Below are 16486 nucleotides of genomic sequence, written 5' to 3' on the forward strand. Positions count from 1 at the left end.
GTGTGCTCTTCCGATCTCAGGCCATTCGGGCAATAGTCTGAAAACTTCTTCACCTGTAGCAGGTCATCGAGTGCTCGAACCAACGCGTTAAGTTGCATCATTAACCTCTGTGCTGCCCACTTGTCAGTAACTCAGTGCAGCCCCATATTAAATTCAGTGTTTTTAAACCTGAGCCAAAACCTCAGGCTCTACAGGAGTGTTGATATGCGTGTAGCAAACGCCCTACCTTGGCTCGCGCTTGCGGGCGTCGTCGGCTATATCTCTTGGCATGATAGCTGGCCTAGCCGCGTCGCGCCGAACGATCCTCAGCTGGCACAAGAGTTTGCCTTGCCCAGTCATACGGCAGCAAGCTCGGGCCCTATTTCTTATGCCCCCGCAGTGAATCGTGCCGCACCTGCTGTGGTGAATATTTACACCACGCAAAAAGTCAGGACGCTGTCGCATCCGCTGCTCGAGCATCCGTGGTTCCGTTTTCACGGCGAACAAATGCCGCGCGAAAGAACGGCATCTAGCCTGGGCTCAGGTGTGATTGTGTCGAGTGATGGCTACATCCTGACCAATGATCATGTCGTTGCCAGTGCCGACAGCATTGTTGTTGCACTCAGGGACGGCCGAGAGATCAGCGCCAAGGTCATTGGCACAGACCCCGACACGGATTTGGCCGTACTGAAAATTGAGCTAGATAAGCTGCCGGTATTACCGTTCAAAACATCGGCGAGTGCCGTGGGCGATGTGGTGCTGGCTATTGGCAACCCGTTTGGCGTGGGACAAACGGTAACCCAAGGCATTATCTCTGCCATCGGCCGAAGTGGTCTGGGCATTAATACCTATGAGGATTTTATTCAAACCGATGCCGCCATCAATCCCGGCAACTCCGGTGGCGCTTTAGTGGATGTCAGCGGCAATCTCTTGGGTGTAAATACGGCGATTTACTCACGCTCAGGCGGCAGCATGGGCATTGGCTTTGCCATACCCGCTCCTTTAGCTAAACAGGTCATGCAAGACATCATCCGCCAAGGCCATGTGGTGCGCGGCTGGTTAGGCATTGAGATCGCTGGCAGTGCAGATATGGGCACAGCGCATAACCCTCAGCCCATTATTATTGCCGGTGTGATGCCGAATGGACCCGGCGATAAAGGTGGCCTGCAAGCTGGGGATGAGCTGAAGAAAGTGATGGGTGTAACCGTCATCAGCGCCGACCAAGTGATTCGGCAGATTGCCGGGCTCAAGCCCAATACCACTGCCGACATTGATGTCTTGCGCGAAGGCAAGCTGCGCACACTTAATGTCACCATTGGTGAGCGCCCCAAGCAGCGTAGCCGAGAGCAATGAGGCGTTAAGCCAAAATCGTCTCTAACGCCGACAAGAGCGCCCGATGCTGATCGGGCGTGCCTATCGTAATGCGTAAGAAGTCTTCAATCCGCGGCAGCTTAAAGTGCCGCACCAATACCGCCTGCTCGCGCAAAGCCTGAGCCAAATCAGCGCCACGATGGTTGGGGTGGCGTGCAAACACAAAGTTCGCGCCCGAAGGCAGCACATCAAAGCCCAGTCGCTGAAGTTTCAATTCAAGCGAGTCACGCTGCATGATGACCATTTGCTGCATCGCTTCAAAGTGAGACTTATCTTCAAACGCGGCCTGTGCACCCGCCAGTGCCACGCGCCCCAAGGGGTAGGAGTTAAAACTGTTTTTGATGCGCTCCAGTGCTTCAATCAAATGCGGCTGACCCACAGCCAGACCCACACGCAGGCCAGCTAAAGCCCGCGACTTTGAAAGCGTCTGCGTGACCAATAAATTGTCGTAGCGCCCGACCAGGCTCACCGCACTCTCACCGCCGAAGTCGATATAGGCCTCATCAACCAGCACAACAACCTCTGGGTTCGCTTGCAGGATTTGCTCAATCGCGAGCAAAGGTAATAAGCAACCGGTGGGGGCATTCGGGTTTGGAAAAATCACGCCGCCGTTCGGGCGGGCATAGTCCGTGGGGTCAATCTGGAACTGGGGGTTTAAGGCCACCGTTTCATAGGCGATGTGATACAGACCTGCATAGACCTTATAAAAACTATACGTGATGTCTGGAAACAGCAACGGCTTATCGTGCTGAAACAGGCCATGAAAGGCATGCGCAAGGACTTCATCCGACCCGTTACCCACAAAGACCCAGGACTTATCTCCGCCCTGACTTGCCAGATCAAAATAGTCTGCGATGGTGCTTTTCAGCTGATCGGCATTGGGGTCCGGGTATAAACGTAAGTCGTCGCCGACGGCGGCCTGCATGGCCGCTAAGGCGCGTGGCGATGGCCCAAAGGGATGCTCGTTAGTATTGAGCTTCACCAAATTGGCAATTTTCGGCTGCTCACCCGGCACATACGGGACGAGATCACGTACGAAGGGGCTCCAAAAGCGGCTCACGACTTCACCTCCGCGTCATCCGGCAATAAACGATACTCGGCGGAACGCGCGTGGGCCGTCAGCCCTTCGCCACGCGCCAGCACGGAAGCCACCTTGGCCAAGGTGGACGCACCGGCAGCAGAACAGCCAATCAAGCTGCTGCGCTTTTGGAAGTCGTACACACCCAGTGGTGAAGAAAAGCGTGCCGTCCCGGAGGTCGGCAAAACGTGGTTAGGGCCAGCACAGTAGTCACCCAACGCTTCCGGGGTAAAGCGCCCCATGAAAATGGCCCCGGCATGGCGAATCTCCGGCAGCAGCGCTTCCGGATTAGCCACGGAAAGCTCGAGATGTTCCGGCGCAATCCGGTTAATGAGCGCCAAGGCATCGGCCTCATCACGAACTTGGATGAGCGCGCCTCGTTCTGTCAGCGAAATACGTGCGATGCCCTCGCGCTCAAGGGTTGGCAATAGCCGCTCAACTTCAGCAGCAACGGCATCAAGGAAGTCGGCATCGGCGCTGAGCAAAATCGACTGCGCCTGTTCGTCATGTTCGGCCTGCGAAAAAAGATCCATGGCGATCCAAGCCGGGTCGGTTTTGCCGTCGCAATAAATCAAAATTTCCGACGGCCCCGCAATCATGTCGATACCAACTTGACCAAAGACCTGACGCTTGGCTGTAGCAACATAAATATTGCCCGGGCCAACAATTTTATCCACGCGTGGCACGGACTCTGTGCCATAAGCCAAGGCTGCGACGGCTTGCGCACCGCCAATGGTAAATACCTGATCAACACCGGCGATCCAGGCGGCGGCCAGCACCAACTCATTCACTTCGCCACGTGGCGTGGGCACACACATCACGACTTCTGCAACACCGGCCACTTTGGCCGGGATGGCGTTCATCAACACTGATGAGGGGTAAGAGGCCTTACCGCCCGGCACATAAATCCCAACGCGATCCAGTGGCATGACTTGCTGCCCGAGCACTGTGCCGTCTGCCTCGGTGTATTGCCAGGAACCCTGGCGTTGGTGCACGTGATAACGGCGAATGCGATCGGCCGCGACTGTCAGAGCGTTCTGCTGTTCTGGCGGCAAGCCGTTATAGGCTGCCTGTAAGCGTGGCAATGGAATGCTGAGCGCAGCCATATCGGCCACCGCGACGTGATCAAAACGATTGGTGAAGTCAACCACAGCGGCATCGCCCTCGCGACGAACACGAGCGATCACCTCATTGACGGTGGCTTGCACGGCTGCGTCGGAGACGCCTTCCCACGCCAGCAGTTGATCTAGCGTGCGACCAAAATCAGCATCTTGGCTATTGAAGCGTTGCATTACCGACATGTCGTTCCTCATCGTATTCTGCCGGACCCACGGCCCGGCATCGTCACGACGGGGCCGACGGTGGTCTTAGGCGTGGGCAACTTCTCGGCGGGTTACCGCAGCCTGAAGTTGATCGACCAAAGGTTGAATTCTAGCTTGTTTCAGTTTCATCGCCGTTTTGTTCACGATTAATCGCGAGCTCACCGGCATAATTAATTCTAGGGCTTCTAGGCCGTTTTCTTTCAGCGTCTTACCGGTGTCCACCACGTCCACGATGCGGTCCGCGAGGTCCATGATCGGCGCCAACTCCATCGAACCATACAGCTTAATGATTTCGACTTGCTCGCCCTGCTCGGCATAGTAGCGCTTGGCGACGTTGACGAACTTGGTGGCCACACGCATACGCCTAGCCGGTTTCGTCGCGCCGACCTTGCCAGCTACCATGAGGCGGCAGCGGGCGATCTGCAAGTCGACAAGCTCGTACATACCTTCTGCGCCATGCTCTACCAGCACATCTTTACCCGCCACACCGATATCTGCCGCGCCATTTTGCACGAAGGTGGGCACATCGGTGGCACGCAAGATAACGATCTGCACGCCCTCTTGTGTGGTGGGGAAAATCAGCTTGCGGCTCTTGTCCGGATCTTCCAGCAACTCGATGCCGGCTTCGGCGAGCAAGGGCAAGGTGTCCTTGAGAATACGTCCTTTCGAGAGGGCAATAATCAAGCTCATCGACCGCTCCGCGAAGAGATGCGACGCAGGTCAGCGCCCAAGCCAACGAGCTTCTCTTCCAGACGCTCATAACCACGATCCATGTGATAGAGACGATCAATGACCGTGCTGCCTTCGGCAGCCAAACCCGCCAAGACCAGTGACATCGACGCGCGTAAGTCAGTGGCCATCACGGGAGCCGCCATGAGCTTTTCCACCCCGGTAATGATCGCGGTGTGGCCATCAACAGCGATCTTGGCACCAAAGCGGCTGAGCTCCGGCACATGCATGAAGCGATTTTCGAAAATGGTTTCGCTGATCGTGCTGACGCCCGTTGAAACCGTATTCAGCGCCATGAATTGCGCTTGCATATCGGTTGGGAAGGCGGGGTGAGGCGCCGTACGGAAGCTCACCGCTTTGGGGCGACGACCTTGCATATCCAGCTCTATCCAATCGGCGCCAGTATTAATGTGCGCACCCGCTTCCTGTAGTTTCAACAAGACGGCATCAAGCTGAGTAGGGTCCGCCGCTGTGGTACGGACGCGACCACCGGTGATGGCACCTGCGCAAAGATACGATCCGGTTTCAATTCGGTCTGGAATAACATTGTGCTGGCAGCCATGCAGCGCCTCAACGCCACGCACCACAATACGATCACTGCCGGCGCCTTCAATATCAGCACCCATGGCGATCAAGATATTCGCCAAGTTAACGATTTCGGGTTCGCGTGCCGCGTTCTCGATAATGGTGGTGCCTTCAGCGAGGGTGGCCGCCATTAGAATGTTTTCGGTGCCCCCCACGGTGACCATATCGAACACGAGGTGCGCACCCTTCAGGCGACCGTTCACTTTGCCGTGGACGTTGCCATTCTCGACGCGAATTTCTGCGCCGAGTTTTTCTAATGCCTTGAGATGTTGATCCACCGGGCGCGATCCAATCGCACAGCCGCCGGGCAACGACACCGTGGCTTCACCATAACGAGCCAGCAAGGGGCCTAACACCAGAATAGAAGCACGCATTGTGCGTACTAACTCGTATGGCGCCACGGCACTGGTGAGCGTACGTGCATCAATTTCGACTTGATTGTTATCGTGCATGGTCACGGTAACGCCCATGCAACCCAAGACTTGCAGAATGGTCGTGACGTCTTGCAGATGAGGCACATTGCCAATGTGCACAATGCCATCCGCTAACAGAGGGGCAACCAAGAGCGGCAATGCCGCATTTTTTGCACCGGAAATACGGACATCGCCGCTTAATGCGCGACCACCGGTAATCAATAATTTATCCATGAAGCGCCGCCTTAAAAATGTTAAAAAATCAGCCGAATAACTTCATCTTGCGCCACTCTTCAGGCGTCAAGGTTTGCATGCTGACGGCGTGAATGGCGCCACTGGCAATATGCGTCTGCAACGGCGCGTAGACAAGCTGCTGCTTCGCCACTGGTCGGAGGCTTTCAAACGCCGGATGCACTATCGTGACGGTAAATTTACCGCCATCGCCAGTGACCGCAATGTGTTGGGCTTCAGGAATGGCAGCAGTCAGCAGGGACTGAATTTCGGCAGCGTTCATCGGAACTCGTTATTAAGTAGGCGTAAAAACAGGGAGAAGATTGCTGGCTTGCAGAATCGCATGCAAGCGTGTGGGGATGGCTTGTAGCGTCAAGGTCTGTTGACGTTTGGCAGCCGCGCGGCGCCACGACATGAGCACTGCTGCCGACACGCTATTGCCCGTGGTTAGGCCAGACAGGTCACAGATGCAGGGGCCGGCGGCCAGATCGGCAATAAGTGCCAAGCCTTCGGCCTCACACTGCACCGCGTTCGCGCTATCCACCGAGCCACTCAGCACGAAGCCATTGCCATCTGGTAGGCGTGACACAACAGCCGTCATGATTTGGCCTTTACCACATCGATGGTTGCTGCATCGGGCGACCATGCCGTAATGGCCTTATCCAAATTGCCAGCCGATTGCTCAACCACATCCGCGAAACGTTTGCGGAAGGTCAAACCTAAGTTCAAACCATTAATGATCAAATTGCGTGCCTTCCAAACACCGGAACCATCACGAACCATCTGGAAGGTTACAGGCACCATCGTGCCGGACTCCAGTGTGACCTCAACATCCACTTGCGCGCGATTCATATCAGCACCCGGCGTGTAGGGCTTCACCACAATTTTCTGATTGTTATAGCCCGCTAAGCCATTGGCGTAGGTGCGAATCAAGCTCTGTTTGAACGTCGTGGCAAATCGATCCCGCTGCTCTGGGCTAGCCTGACGGAAATACTGACCCATGACACCACGGGCAATACCCGGAATATCGACAAACGGCGTAATGTTTTGATCAACAAGTGCCGACAGCGCGGCCGGGCTCTTCAGTAGCGCCTTACGCTCTTTGACGATACGCGCAACGAGATTGTCGATAGATTTTTGCACAACGACTTGCGGGTTCGCCTCCGGCGCATTCACCACCGCGGCTACTGATGCAGAGGCATTCACCGCAACCGCAGCAAACGCTGGTGCAGCAATCACACTGGAAACAATCATCAAACCCATTAAACGCTTCATAACATAGTCCTTAAAGTAGCTTCAGGCATTAAAACGCTGCATCTGCCGAATCGGCTGACGCTTCTGGCGCTGCCTTTGGAGCTTCCGTGGCTTTATTGAACAGGAATTTACCAATCAAATCTTCCAGCACTAAGGACGATTGCGTTTGCTCAATACGACTACCTTCTTTCAAAAACGTGTCGTCGGCACCGGGCGTCAGACCAATGTATTTCTCGCCGAGCAGGCCGGAAGTCAAAATAGCGGCAACCGCATCGGTGCTGATGTCATTGACTTCACTATTAATGGCCATCTCAACGCGGGCCTGCTGCGTTTTAGCGTCCAAAGTAATGGACTCGACGCGACCGACACTCACGCCAGCAATAGTGACTTTGGCGCGCTCGGTGAGGCCGCCCACATTCTGAAATAGCGCATGCACACGGTACGACTCTTTGCTGGTCTCGCCGGACAAGCCGCTGACTTGAATGGCCAAAAACATCAGCGCGCCAAACGCCAGCAGTAGAAAAGCACCCACCAGCAACTCTAAGGATTTAATGCGCATCAGACGCCTCCAAACATGACAGCGGTGAGGATGAAATCCAGTGCCAACACCGCTAAAGATCCATAAACCACCGTACGCGTTGTGGCACGTGAAATGCCCTCGCTGGTGGGCTCGCAATCGTAACCCTGGAAGACAGCAATCCAGGTCACAGCAATACCGAAGGCCAAGGCCTTGATTAAGCCATTCAGCACGTCATCAATAAACTCGACCGACTGCTGCATATTGGCCCAGTACGAGCCTTCAAAAATGCCCAGCCAGTCCACGCCGACCAAGCGTCCGCCGAGGATGCCCACCGCCGTGAAAATAGTGGCCAACATGGGCATGGTCAGCACACCGGCCCAGAAGCGTGGTGCAATGATGCGACGAAGAGGGTCAACACCGATCATTTCCATACTGGACAGCTGCTCGGTGGCTTTCATCAGGCCAATCTCCGCGGTCAGCGCAGATCCCGCGCGACCCGCAAAAAGCAATGCGGTAACCACCGGCCCAAGCTCACGGGTCAAGGTCAGTGACACCAACGTACCCAGCGCTTGCTCACTGCCGTAGGTTATTAAGATGTTGTAGCCCTGCAAGCCCAGCACCATGCCAATAAACAAGCCCGACACGATAATGATGACTAAGGACAACACACCCACGGCGTAGATTTGCTGAATTAATAACGGTATGGCTAAGCGCCAGCGTGGCCAGCACACCAAGGCCTGCCAAAGAAATACGGACGCAGCGCCGATTGTTCTCACCACATCTAAACCACGAGCACCCAGTGCCTGCACACGCGTCAGCATCTCAAGCTCCCAGCACGTCAGCCCAAGGCTGCGATGAATATTGAAAGCGCACGGGGCCTTCTGCGCTGCCATTGAGGAACTGCTGAATAAAGGGCGACTCCGATGCGCGCAGTTGTTCCGGCGTACCTTCGCCAACCACAGCACCATTAGCCAATACGTAAATGTAATCTGCAATCGATAACGTTTCCGTTACATCATGCGAGACGATAACCGAGGTCAGATCGAGCGCTTCACGCAGGGTACGAATGAGCCGCACCAGCACGCCCATCACCATGGGATCTTGGCCCGCAAAAGGCTCGTCATACATGATCAAATGCGGATCGAGCGCAATTGCGCGAGCCAGCGCAGCACGGCGCGCCATGCCACCGGAAAGCTCCGCAGGCATGAGTTGTTCCGCACCTCGCAGACCAACAGACTCCAATTTCATCAAGACAATATCGTGAATCAGGCTTTCACTGAGCTGAGTGTGCGCTCGCAGCGGGAACGCCACGTTTTCGTGCACGGTGAGGTCACTGAACAATGCGCCAGACTGAAAGAGCATGCCCATGCGGGCGCGCAGCTTAAAGAGGTCATCGCGCGAAAGTGCGGGGACATTCTGTCCATCCACCCAGACCTCGCCGCTGTCTGGTCGCAGCTGACCGCCAATAAAGCGCAGCAGTGTGGTTTTGCCACAGCCCGACGGCCCCATGATGGCGGTGACCTGCCCGCGACGAATGCGAACATTAACGCGATCGAAAATAACGCGATTCCCGCGACTAAAACTGAGGTCGCGAATGTGGACGAGGTCACTGGAAGTATCTGCCATGGCAATCATTTCGAGCCAATAAAGTCGCGCATCATAGCACTGGATCTTTTTCTGCGGAATCAAAGCATAGGGCTGGTGACAAGTGCTTGGCTTGGCCATAATTACCTGACAGAGTTGGCACTGAATTTGTATGTGCTTTTAGGATTAATGCCATGAGTAATGTCGATTTCGTCGCAACCGGCCAACGCGTACTTCAGGTCGAACTGAATGCCCTAGAGGCTCTCCGACCGCTAATTAGTGATGATTTCAGTCACGCCTGCGAATTGCTCATGGCGTGCAAGGGACGCGTTGTGATTACTGGCATGGGAAAATCCGGCCATATCGGCAACAAAATTGCAGCAACACTGGCCTCCACGGGCACTCCCGCTTTTTTCATGCATCCCGGTGAAGCCAGTCATGGCGACCTGGGTATGGTCACCGCACAGGACGTGGTCATTGCCATCTCCAACTCGGGCGAGGCCCATGAAATTCTCGCCATTATTCCAGTGATCAAGCGCCTGCGCGCCAAACTCATCAGCATTACGGCATTGGCTGATTGCAGCATGGGTCGTCATGCCGATGTCGCACTCACCATTGGAAAATCGCCAGAAGCCTGCCCACTGGGGCTAGCTCCCACCTCCTCCACCACGAACACACTGGTGCTGGGCGACGCCCTCGCCGTGGCTCTGTTGGAAGCTCGCGGCTTTACCGCAGAGGACTTCGCTCTGTCGCATCCTGGCGGCGCACTCGGCCGTCGCTTGCTGCTCTTGGTCGATGACATCATGCATAAGGGCGAGCAAGTGCCCATTGTTAAAGTAGGCACGCCCATTCGCGACGCGTTGCTCGAAATCACCCGCAAGGGCTTGGGTATGACCACGGTGGTCGATGCCGATGGCAGCTTGGTCGGACTCTTCACCGATGGCGACTTGCGCCGCACCATCGACCAAAATCTCGATATTCGCATCACGCCCATTGAACAGGTCATGACACCCAATTGCCTGACGGTACCTGCCGGCATTCTGGCGGCTCAGGCCCTTGCAGAAATGGAAGCTCGCCGCATTAACGGCGTGGTGGTAGTCGATGCTCAACACCGCCCACTCGGGGCGGTCAACATGCATGGTTTTCTCAAGGCAGGAGTGGTCTGATGCTCTCGGTTCGTATCAAAGAGAAGGCCGCACGCATTCGCTTGCTGGCGCTGGATGTGGATGGCGTACTTTCGGATGGTCGTTTGTATTTCGCCGAAGACGGCCAAGAGCTTAAAACCTTCGATACCCAAGATGGCCACGGCATCAAAATGCTGCAGAGTGCCGGCATCGAAGTTGCCATCATTACAGGCCGCACCACCGCTCTCGTTCAACGCCGCGCCGCCAACCTGAAAATCAAGCATCTCCTGCAAGGGCGTGAAGACAAATTGGTGGCGCTGAAAGAGCTTATTAGCGAGCTGGGTTACGATCTGGACGAAGTGGCTTACGTTGGCGACGACTGGCCAGACCTGCCCGCGATTCTCGCCTCTGGGCTCGGTGTCGCGGTCGCGAATGCACACAGCGAGCTCAGAACACGCGCTGATCACGTCACGACCCTCTCCGGTGGTCGCGGAGCTGTTCGCGAGGTCTGTGACTTGTTGCTGCATGCGCAGAACCGTTATGACACGGCGCTAGCGCCCTATTTGGCCATCTAATTATGGATATTCGCCCACTGCTGCAATTATCGACGGTGCTAATTGCAGTGAGTGCCGGCGCCTACTATGGCTGGGGCGGGCTGACGGCTGACAATGTTGTTACAGACAACAGCGGCAAACCGGACTATATCGTTGAGCAAGTGCAACTCTGGCAAACCGATAGCCAAGGGAATGTATTAAGACGCATGCAAAGTGAGCAACTAACGCATCACCCCGCTCCGGAACGCTTTCATTTAACGCAGCCGGACATTCAGCTTTACAGCAATGGCCAGCTGCTTTGGCGCCTGACCGCCAAACAGGCGGATAGCCCGAATCCTGCCAGCGATATTTGGCTGTCTGGCCAAGTCGTTGCGCAACGATTACTGGGGCAAGAGCCGTTGCGTTTGGAGACCTCACGCCTGCATGCCAACCCTAAGGCCAATCGATTTGATAGCCCCGAAAAAGTCACGGTCATTAGCCCGAAAGGAAGCATTTCAGGCATTGGTATGAGCACGGATTTGCAGGCCAAGTCTGTCGAATTAAAATCTTCTGTAGAGGTTCGCTATGCCCCGTCTTACTAAGGTTTGGATGCAAAAACTGGCCGCTCTATTGCTCATAGGTTGTGCTGCCAATACCGCCTTAGCGTTGCCCGAAGATGCTCAGCAACCCATTCAAATCACTGCCGACAATGCGCGCTTTGACGAAAAGTCAGGTGAGGCCATTTATCGCGGCAAAGTTCAAATTGTGCAGGGTACGCTACGGGTAAACGGCGACTCACTGACCCTTAAAGTCGATGCAGAGGGCAACCTCTTAAATGCCCGCACTTTGGGCAAGCCTGCGCACTATGAGCAAAAAACGGACCCCGCCAAAGGCTTAGTCAAAGCGGATGCGAACGAGATTATTTTTGATAACACCACCGGCGTGATCACGCTGTTGGGCAATGCCATTTTGCGCCAAGACAATGCGAGCTTCAGCGGTCCGCGCATCGTTTACTCCACGTTGCGTAAGCAAATAGAGGCCACCAGTGACGCCAGTCAACGTGTACAGCTCACCTTTCCGCCCTCGGCTCGCAACAGCACTAAAACACCCTCGCCCGCCAGCAGCACTGGGAGTGCGAAACCATGAGCATCCTGCGGGTGGATGGTTTAGCTAAAAGCTATAAAGGTCGGACCGTTGTTAAAGATGTGAGCTTAGCCGTAGAAAGCGCGCAAATTGTTGGTCTACTCGGCCCTAATGGCGCCGGAAAAACCACTAGCTTTTATATGATTGTGGGCCTCGTCCCCATGGATAACGGTCGCATTCGCCTCGATGACGAGGACATTTCGCACCTACCCATGCACGGCCGCGCCCAGAAAGGCATTGGCTACTTGCCGCAAGAGGCGTCCATTTTTCGCAAGCTCAGCGTGCAAGACAATATTTTAGCGATTTTAGAAACACGTAACGACCTGGATAAAGCCGCTCAGCAAGCCAAGCTTGAATCCCTGCTGGCCGAGTTTCATATTGGCCATATTCGTACCAACCTTGGCATGAGTTTGTCTGGCGGAGAACGCCGTCGTGTTGAGATCGCACGCGCACTCGCCAGTGACCCGCAGTTTATTTTGCTCGATGAACCATTTGCCGGTGTCGACCCGATTTCGGTGGCCGACATCAAAGGCATCATCATGCACCTGAAGCAGCGGGGCATTGGCGTTTTAATTACCGACCACAATGTGCGCGAAACACTCGACATATGTGAGAAGGCCTACATCGTTAGCGCCGGCGTTGAAATTGCCGAGGGCACGCCCGCTGAGATTTTAGCCAATCCATTGGTGCGTGAAGTCTATCTTGGGGAGCAGTTCTCACTGTGATGAAAATCGGGCTCCAAATGGGGCTAGGGCAACACCTCACCATGACGCCGCAGCTGCAGCAAGCCATTAAGCTGCTGCAACTGTCTACACTTGAGCTTCAACAAGAGGTTCAAGCGGCGCTCGACAGTAATCCCCTGCTAGAGCTTGATGACGGATCTGATGCATCCTCCGACCCCATCACTCAGGTAACTGCCGGAACGCCCGAAACGGTTGATGCGGCAAGCCAAACGCTGGATCTAGATCACCAGCACGACCTTCCCAACGAATTGCCCGTTGATACCGCTTGGGATGATATTTATGCCGGCACCAGCGGCAGTGGCGGTGGCGACAGCCTCGATGAAGATGGCGATCCCATCGAAAGCCGCAGTGCTCTGGCTGAGACGCTGCAAGATCACCTACGCTGGCAGCTCAACCTCACGCGCTTTTCAGACCTCGATCGGCTCATTGCTGAAGCCATTATTGATGGTCTCGATGCGCGTGGCTATCTCACCGTTAGCTTAGAAGAGCTGGCAGCTACGGCCCTGCATTGGCGTCAGCAAGAAGCTGAAGAAGATGAAATCATTGCTGTTCTACATCGAGTGCAGCAATTCGATCCTCCCGGTGTCGCCGCTCGCAACTTAGCTGAATGTCTACTCATTCAGCTCGGACAGCGTGATGACGCCACCCCCGGACTCGCCGACGCTCGATTGCTTTTACGCGATCATTGCGACCGTCTCGCCAATGGCGATTTAGCGGGCATGATGCGCCTCACAAAGCTCAGCGAAGCGGCTGTACATCGTGCACTTAAACTTATCCGCGAACTCACGCCGCACCCCGGTGAAGGCTGGGCAAGCGCCGATGACAAGGCCCTCATTCCGGACGTAGTCGTGCGTAAAATGAATGGCCGCTGGCGTGTCGAGCTGAATCCGGATGCAGCCCCACGACTGCGCGTTAACAGTGGTTATGCCTCTATGCTGCGTCGTGCCGACAGCACCCGTGACAACCAATTTATTCGCGATCATTTGCAGGAAGCACGCTGGCTCATCAAGAGCCTGCAAAGCCGCCACGAGACCTTGCTTAAAGTCGCCAGCTGCATCGTGGAGCATCAACGGGGCTTTTTAGACGATGGCCCCGTCGCCATGAAACCCTTGATTTTGCGTGACGTTGCGGACGAAGTGGGTTTGCATGAGTCCACCATCTCCCGCGTCACGACTCAAAAGTTCCTGCATACACCGCGCGGCCTGTTTGAGCTGAAGTACTTTTTCTCCTCCCATGTCAGCACCAGTGCCGGTGGCGAGGCCTCATCCACGGCCATTCGCGCCATGATCAAACAGCTGGTTGCGGCCGAAAACCCGAAAAAGCCACTGAGCGACAACAAAATTGCTGATCTTCTTCAAGCGCAAGGTATTGAAGTTGCAAGACGCACCATCGCCAAGTACAGAGAGTCACTCAATATCGCCTCATCGAGCGACAGAAAACGCTTGCTTTAAGCCCTTGGCCCTATGCTAGAGTCAAAGCATACCGGTTGTTGAATGTAGTGAAGTATGTACCGTGTCACTCAGTTTTAACTGGGGACCTCTGCTTCCATCCTCGACAGGCCGCCCGGACACCTTGGCTGCAAGGCCACTCTGCCCGTCCGACCCGCTGAACGCTGGAAGCTCCGGCCCCCGCTGTCGTCACCCACGAAAGCGAGGAAGCGTCTCATGCAGATGACCATTAGTGGACACCACGTTGAACTCACCAGTGCGCTGAAAGACTACACCGCCAGCAAGCTATCTAAGGTCGAGCGACACTTCGACCACATCACCAGTATGCAAGTTATTCTCAGCGTCGATAAGCTGGTCCAAAAGGCCGAGGCCGTCATCCGAACGTCGGGGGCAAAGCTCTTTGCCATCGCAGAATCTGAGGACCTCTATGCCGCCATCGACGCGCTGTCGGATAAGTTAGACCGACAAATTGTGCGACACAAAGAAAAGCACCAGATGCACTGAGCCTTACCCAGGCACTTGTAACTGTACTGCTTACCATTGAATGCCCAGCCTATGCTGGGCATTTCTGCGTTATAGACCCTTGTTTTTAGGTTGATGACCACTTTGTCACTTGCCAACCGTCAGTATCACCACGAGGATAGAGCCATCCCTTTTTGCGACTGGTTCAACTCATGAAACTCGTCATTGTTAGCGGACGATCAGGCTCAGGTAAGTCCACCGCGCTCCATCAGCTCGAAGACTTAGGCTATTACTGTGTCGATAATCTCCCCGTGGCCTTGTTGCCAGAGTTGGTGGCGAGTTTTCGTGACGATGTTGAAGAACGCCCAGTCCGTCTTGCCGTTGGCATTGATGCGCGCAACCGTATTCGCGACCTCAGTCGCTACGAAAGTATTGCGCAACAGCTGCATGGGCAAAACTGCGACCCGGAAATCGTTTTCCTCGATGCGCGTGATGATATTTTGCTGGCCCGCTTCAGCTCTACCCGCCGACGCCACCCCCTGAGTAATGCCGAACGCTCTCTTGAGGAGGCATTGGCCTACGAACGCGAACTGCTGGAGCCCTTGGCTCAGCGTGCGGACTTACGTGTTGATAGCAGTGCCTTATCCGTTCATGACCTGCGCGAAGCGCTGAAGCAGCGACTAGAGCCTGTCACCTCTGCACACCAGGCCGTACAGATTCAATCTTTTGCGTTCAAACATGGCGTGCCGCTAGATGCCGATCTGGTATTCGATGCCCGCTGCCTACCCAACCCACACTGGGAAGCTGCTCTTCGCGACCTGACCGGACGGGACACCGGCGTCATTGAGTATTTATCGGGTCAAACCTTGGTTGAAGAGCTGTACTTGGATATTTATCAATTTTTGCTGCGCTGGGTACGCGAGCTCCAAGCCAGCGACCGCAGCTATGTCACGGTCGCAATAGGCTGCACTGGCGGGCAACATCGCTCGGTCTATCTTGCCGAGCGCCTCTTCGCCGCCTTACGGGAGGAGTTGCCGAATCTTCAACTACGCCATCGTGAGTTAAGTCGCCGAGGTCAGCATGGCTGAACACCATCTGACCGTGGATATTATTAACAAGCTAGGTTTGCATGCCCGTGCCGCTGCGAAGTTAGTGGAAACCGTCGCCCCTTTTAAATCCACGGTACGGATTGGTCGCGGTGAGCGCTTAGTGGATGCTCGCAGCATCATGGCGCTACTGATGCTGGGCGCGGGCCAAGGCTCCCAATTACAACTGCACGTCGCAGGGGATGATGCCGATGCCGCCGTGGCCGCCGTGCAAAGTCTGCTCGCAAGACGTTTTGACGAAGCCGAATAGGCGCAACCTTGCTATCATCCACGCCGTTCCAGCCCATGCCCGCGGCTGTTGGAGAGCGTCATGAGTGGCTACTTTACCCCGCAAGATGATTACGAAGATTTTGGTCCGAGCAAAACCGACCAGAAAAAATCTTCTGATCGCTTGCAAGTGCTGGGCGAACGCTTAGCTGAAATGAGCGAGGCGCAGCTTAAAAAACTTCCGCTAGAAGACGCCCTGCTGAAAGCCCTGCTCGACTTCAAACGCATCAAGGCTCACGAGGCCATTCGCCGGCAGCGTCAGTACATCGGCAAATTAATGCGGCAAGCGGATGAAGCAGCTCTGCTGGCGGCACTCAACCCTCTGCGTAATCCGGCTCTGCAGCGACAGCTAGACCTATTGCTTGCACGCCTTATGACCCATGGCGATGAGCTGCTGGGCGAAGTCATGACACGCTTCCCTGCCGCTGACCGACACACGCTACGCACGTTGGTTCGCTTGGCACGAAAAGAAGTGGCTAGCACCGAGGCCGCCGGTATCACTGACATTAATGAAACGACGCATCCTGCGCGCCATAAGCTGTGGATCTACTTACGCGAGCTAGCGGCACTAGCCATGTAATAAGATGGCTCATT

Annotated in this window: 21 protein-coding genes; 11 read left to right on the top strand and 10 right to left on the bottom strand. The window is 55.3% G+C overall.

Features of this window, described 5'->3' with window-relative positions:
- Positions 1–204 precede the first annotated feature (204 nt).
- A complete protein-coding gene (locus tag AC14IB_RS05970; protein WP_484231020.1) occupies positions 205–1332 on the top strand; it encodes a trypsin-like peptidase domain-containing protein in 1128 nt (375 codons plus the stop codon).
- 4 nt (positions 1333–1336) lie between these two features.
- Here AC14IB_RS05970 and hisC read toward each other — a convergent pair whose 3' ends face one another.
- The 10 genes from hisC to AC14IB_RS06020 form a co-directional block, all read right to left on the bottom strand.
- A complete protein-coding gene (gene hisC, locus AC14IB_RS05975; protein WP_068860326.1) occupies positions 1337–2410 on the bottom strand; it encodes a histidinol-phosphate transaminase in 1074 nt (357 codons plus the stop codon).
- Positions 2407–3729, bottom strand: a complete 1323-nt coding sequence (gene hisD / locus AC14IB_RS05980) for a histidinol dehydrogenase (protein ID WP_484231021.1) — start codon at positions 3727–3729, stop codon at positions 2407–2409. Before hisD ends, hisC begins: the two co-directional genes overlap by 4 nt.
- A 66-nt stretch (positions 3730–3795) precedes the next feature.
- Positions 3796–4440 (bottom strand): ATP phosphoribosyltransferase, encoded by a 645-nt coding sequence (gene hisG, locus AC14IB_RS05985; RefSeq protein WP_068860330.1) that lies wholly within the window; start codon positions 4438–4440, stop codon positions 3796–3798.
- Complete coding sequence (gene murA, locus AC14IB_RS05990) at positions 4437–5711, bottom strand: UDP-N-acetylglucosamine 1-carboxyvinyltransferase (RefSeq protein ID WP_068860332.1); 1275 nt, start codon at positions 5709–5711, stop codon at positions 4437–4439. The genes hisG and murA overlap by 4 nt, the downstream gene beginning before the upstream one ends.
- A gap of 28 nt (positions 5712–5739) precedes the next feature.
- On the bottom strand, positions 5740–5991 hold the full coding sequence (locus AC14IB_RS05995) for a BolA family protein (protein WP_068860334.1): 252 nt from the start codon (positions 5989–5991) through the stop codon (positions 5740–5742).
- A gap of 12 nt (positions 5992–6003) precedes the next feature.
- Positions 6004–6309, bottom strand: a complete 306-nt coding sequence (locus AC14IB_RS06000; protein WP_484231022.1) for an STAS domain-containing protein — start codon at positions 6307–6309, stop codon at positions 6004–6006.
- Complete coding sequence (locus AC14IB_RS06005) at positions 6306–6983, bottom strand: MlaC/ttg2D family ABC transporter substrate-binding protein (protein ID WP_068860338.1); 678 nt, start codon at positions 6981–6983, stop codon at positions 6306–6308. Before AC14IB_RS06005 ends, AC14IB_RS06000 begins: the two co-directional genes overlap by 4 nt.
- A gap of 28 nt (positions 6984–7011) precedes the next feature.
- Positions 7012–7521, bottom strand: coding sequence for an outer membrane lipid asymmetry maintenance protein MlaD (mlaD, locus tag AC14IB_RS06010; protein WP_068860340.1), 510 nt, complete (start codon positions 7519–7521; stop codon positions 7012–7014).
- Positions 7521–8303 (bottom strand): lipid asymmetry maintenance ABC transporter permease subunit MlaE, encoded by a 783-nt coding sequence (mlaE, locus tag AC14IB_RS06015; RefSeq protein WP_068860342.1) that lies wholly within the window; start codon positions 8301–8303, stop codon positions 7521–7523. Before mlaE ends, mlaD begins: the two co-directional genes overlap by 1 nt.
- Before the next feature lies 1 nt (position 8304).
- Entirely contained in the window at positions 8305–9108 is an 804-nt protein-coding gene (locus AC14IB_RS06020; protein WP_484231023.1) for an ATP-binding cassette domain-containing protein, read from the bottom strand.
- A 152-nt stretch (positions 9109–9260) separates the two neighbouring features.
- On the opposite strand from AC14IB_RS06020, the gene AC14IB_RS06025 reads away from it, so the two are divergent.
- The 10 genes from AC14IB_RS06025 to yjgA all read left to right on the top strand — a co-directional run bounded on the left by AC14IB_RS06025 (position 9261) and on the right by yjgA (position 16472).
- On the top strand, positions 9261–10232 hold the full coding sequence (locus AC14IB_RS06025) for a KpsF/GutQ family sugar-phosphate isomerase (protein WP_484231024.1): 972 nt from the start codon (positions 9261–9263) through the stop codon (positions 10230–10232).
- A complete protein-coding gene (kdsC, locus tag AC14IB_RS06030; protein ID WP_484231025.1) occupies positions 10232–10765 on the top strand; it encodes a 3-deoxy-manno-octulosonate-8-phosphatase KdsC in 534 nt (177 codons plus the stop codon). The genes AC14IB_RS06025 and kdsC overlap by 1 nt, the downstream gene beginning before the upstream one ends.
- Positions 10766–10767: 2 nt before the next feature.
- Positions 10768–11325, top strand: coding sequence for an LPS export ABC transporter periplasmic protein LptC (gene lptC / locus AC14IB_RS06035; protein ID WP_484231026.1), 558 nt, complete (start codon positions 10768–10770; stop codon positions 11323–11325).
- The gene (lptA, locus tag AC14IB_RS06040; protein ID WP_484231027.1) at positions 11309–11869 is read left to right on the top strand and encodes a lipopolysaccharide transport periplasmic protein LptA; all 561 of its coding nucleotides are present in this window, start codon (positions 11309–11311) and stop codon (positions 11867–11869) included. Before lptC ends, lptA begins: the two co-directional genes overlap by 17 nt.
- Positions 11866–12591 (top strand): LPS export ABC transporter ATP-binding protein, encoded by a 726-nt coding sequence (lptB, locus tag AC14IB_RS06045; RefSeq protein ID WP_484231028.1) that lies wholly within the window; start codon positions 11866–11868, stop codon positions 12589–12591. The genes lptA and lptB overlap by 4 nt, the downstream gene beginning before the upstream one ends.
- Positions 12591–14060, top strand: a complete 1470-nt coding sequence (locus AC14IB_RS06050; RefSeq protein ID WP_484231029.1) for an RNA polymerase factor sigma-54 — start codon at positions 12591–12593, stop codon at positions 14058–14060. Before lptB ends, AC14IB_RS06050 begins: the two co-directional genes overlap by 1 nt.
- Before the next feature lie 213 nt (positions 14061–14273).
- On the top strand, positions 14274–14561 hold the full coding sequence (gene hpf / locus AC14IB_RS06055) for a ribosome hibernation-promoting factor, HPF/YfiA family (RefSeq protein ID WP_068860356.1): 288 nt from the start codon (positions 14274–14276) through the stop codon (positions 14559–14561).
- 170 nt (positions 14562–14731) lie between these two features.
- On the top strand, positions 14732–15607 hold the full coding sequence (gene rapZ, locus AC14IB_RS06060) for an RNase adapter RapZ (protein WP_484231030.1): 876 nt from the start codon (positions 14732–14734) through the stop codon (positions 15605–15607).
- Entirely contained in the window at positions 15600–15875 is a 276-nt protein-coding gene (locus AC14IB_RS06065; RefSeq protein WP_484231031.1) for an HPr family phosphocarrier protein, read from the top strand. The genes rapZ and AC14IB_RS06065 overlap by 8 nt, the downstream gene beginning before the upstream one ends.
- A 60-nt stretch (positions 15876–15935) precedes the next feature.
- Positions 15936–16472 (top strand): ribosome biogenesis factor YjgA, encoded by a 537-nt coding sequence (gene yjgA, locus AC14IB_RS06070; protein ID WP_484231032.1) that lies wholly within the window; start codon positions 15936–15938, stop codon positions 16470–16472.
- The last annotated feature ends 14 nt before the right edge of the window (positions 16473–16486 follow it).

The organism is Perlucidibaca sp. (genome assembly GCF_057084925.1).

What these genes read in the sequence shown, in the direction of transcription:
- AC14IB_RS05970 (WP_484231020.1), top strand. Translation starts at nt 205, where the DNA reads ATGCGTGTAGCAAACGCCCTACCTTGGCTCGCGCTTGCGGGCGTCGTC.
- hisD (WP_484231021.1), bottom strand. Translation starts at nt 3,729, where the DNA reads ATGTCGGTAATGCAACGCTTCAATAGCCAAGATGCTGATTTTGGTCGC.
- hisG (WP_068860330.1), bottom strand. Translation starts at nt 4,440, where the DNA reads ATGAGCTTGATTATTGCCCTCTCGAAAGGACGTATTCTCAAGGACACC.
- murA (WP_068860332.1), bottom strand. Translation starts at nt 5,711, where the DNA reads ATGGATAAATTATTGATTACCGGTGGTCGCGCATTAAGCGGCGATGTC.
- AC14IB_RS05995 (WP_068860334.1), bottom strand. Translation starts at nt 5,991, where the DNA reads ATGAACGCTGCCGAAATTCAGTCCCTGCTGACTGCTGCCATTCCTGAA.
- AC14IB_RS06000 (WP_484231022.1), bottom strand. Translation starts at nt 6,309, where the DNA reads ATGACGGCTGTTGTGTCACGCCTACCAGATGGCAATGGCTTCGTGCTG.
- AC14IB_RS06005 (WP_068860338.1), bottom strand. Translation starts at nt 6,983, where the DNA reads ATGAAGCGTTTAATGGGTTTGATGATTGTTTCCAGTGTGATTGCTGCA.
- mlaD (WP_068860340.1), bottom strand. Translation starts at nt 7,521, where the DNA reads ATGCGCATTAAATCCTTAGAGTTGCTGGTGGGTGCTTTTCTACTGCTG.
- mlaE (WP_068860342.1), bottom strand. Translation starts at nt 8,303, where the DNA reads ATGCTGACGCGTGTGCAGGCACTGGGTGCTCGTGGTTTAGATGTGGTG.
- AC14IB_RS06020 (WP_484231023.1), bottom strand. Translation starts at nt 9,108, where the DNA reads ATGGCAGATACTTCCAGTGACCTCGTCCACATTCGCGACCTCAGTTTT.
- AC14IB_RS06025 (WP_484231024.1), top strand. Translation starts at nt 9,261, where the DNA reads ATGAGTAATGTCGATTTCGTCGCAACCGGCCAACGCGTACTTCAGGTC.
- kdsC (WP_484231025.1), top strand. Translation starts at nt 10,232, where the DNA reads ATGCTCTCGGTTCGTATCAAAGAGAAGGCCGCACGCATTCGCTTGCTG.
- lptC (WP_484231026.1), top strand. Translation starts at nt 10,768, where the DNA reads ATGGATATTCGCCCACTGCTGCAATTATCGACGGTGCTAATTGCAGTG.
- lptA (WP_484231027.1), top strand. Translation starts at nt 11,309, where the DNA reads ATGCCCCGTCTTACTAAGGTTTGGATGCAAAAACTGGCCGCTCTATTG.
- lptB (WP_484231028.1), top strand. Translation starts at nt 11,866, where the DNA reads ATGAGCATCCTGCGGGTGGATGGTTTAGCTAAAAGCTATAAAGGTCGG.
- AC14IB_RS06050 (WP_484231029.1), top strand. Translation starts at nt 12,591, where the DNA reads ATGAAAATCGGGCTCCAAATGGGGCTAGGGCAACACCTCACCATGACG.
- hpf (WP_068860356.1), top strand. Translation starts at nt 14,274, where the DNA reads ATGCAGATGACCATTAGTGGACACCACGTTGAACTCACCAGTGCGCTG.
- rapZ (WP_484231030.1), top strand. Translation starts at nt 14,732, where the DNA reads ATGAAACTCGTCATTGTTAGCGGACGATCAGGCTCAGGTAAGTCCACC.
- AC14IB_RS06065 (WP_484231031.1), top strand. Translation starts at nt 15,600, where the DNA reads ATGGCTGAACACCATCTGACCGTGGATATTATTAACAAGCTAGGTTTG.
- yjgA (WP_484231032.1), top strand. Translation starts at nt 15,936, where the DNA reads ATGAGTGGCTACTTTACCCCGCAAGATGATTACGAAGATTTTGGTCCG.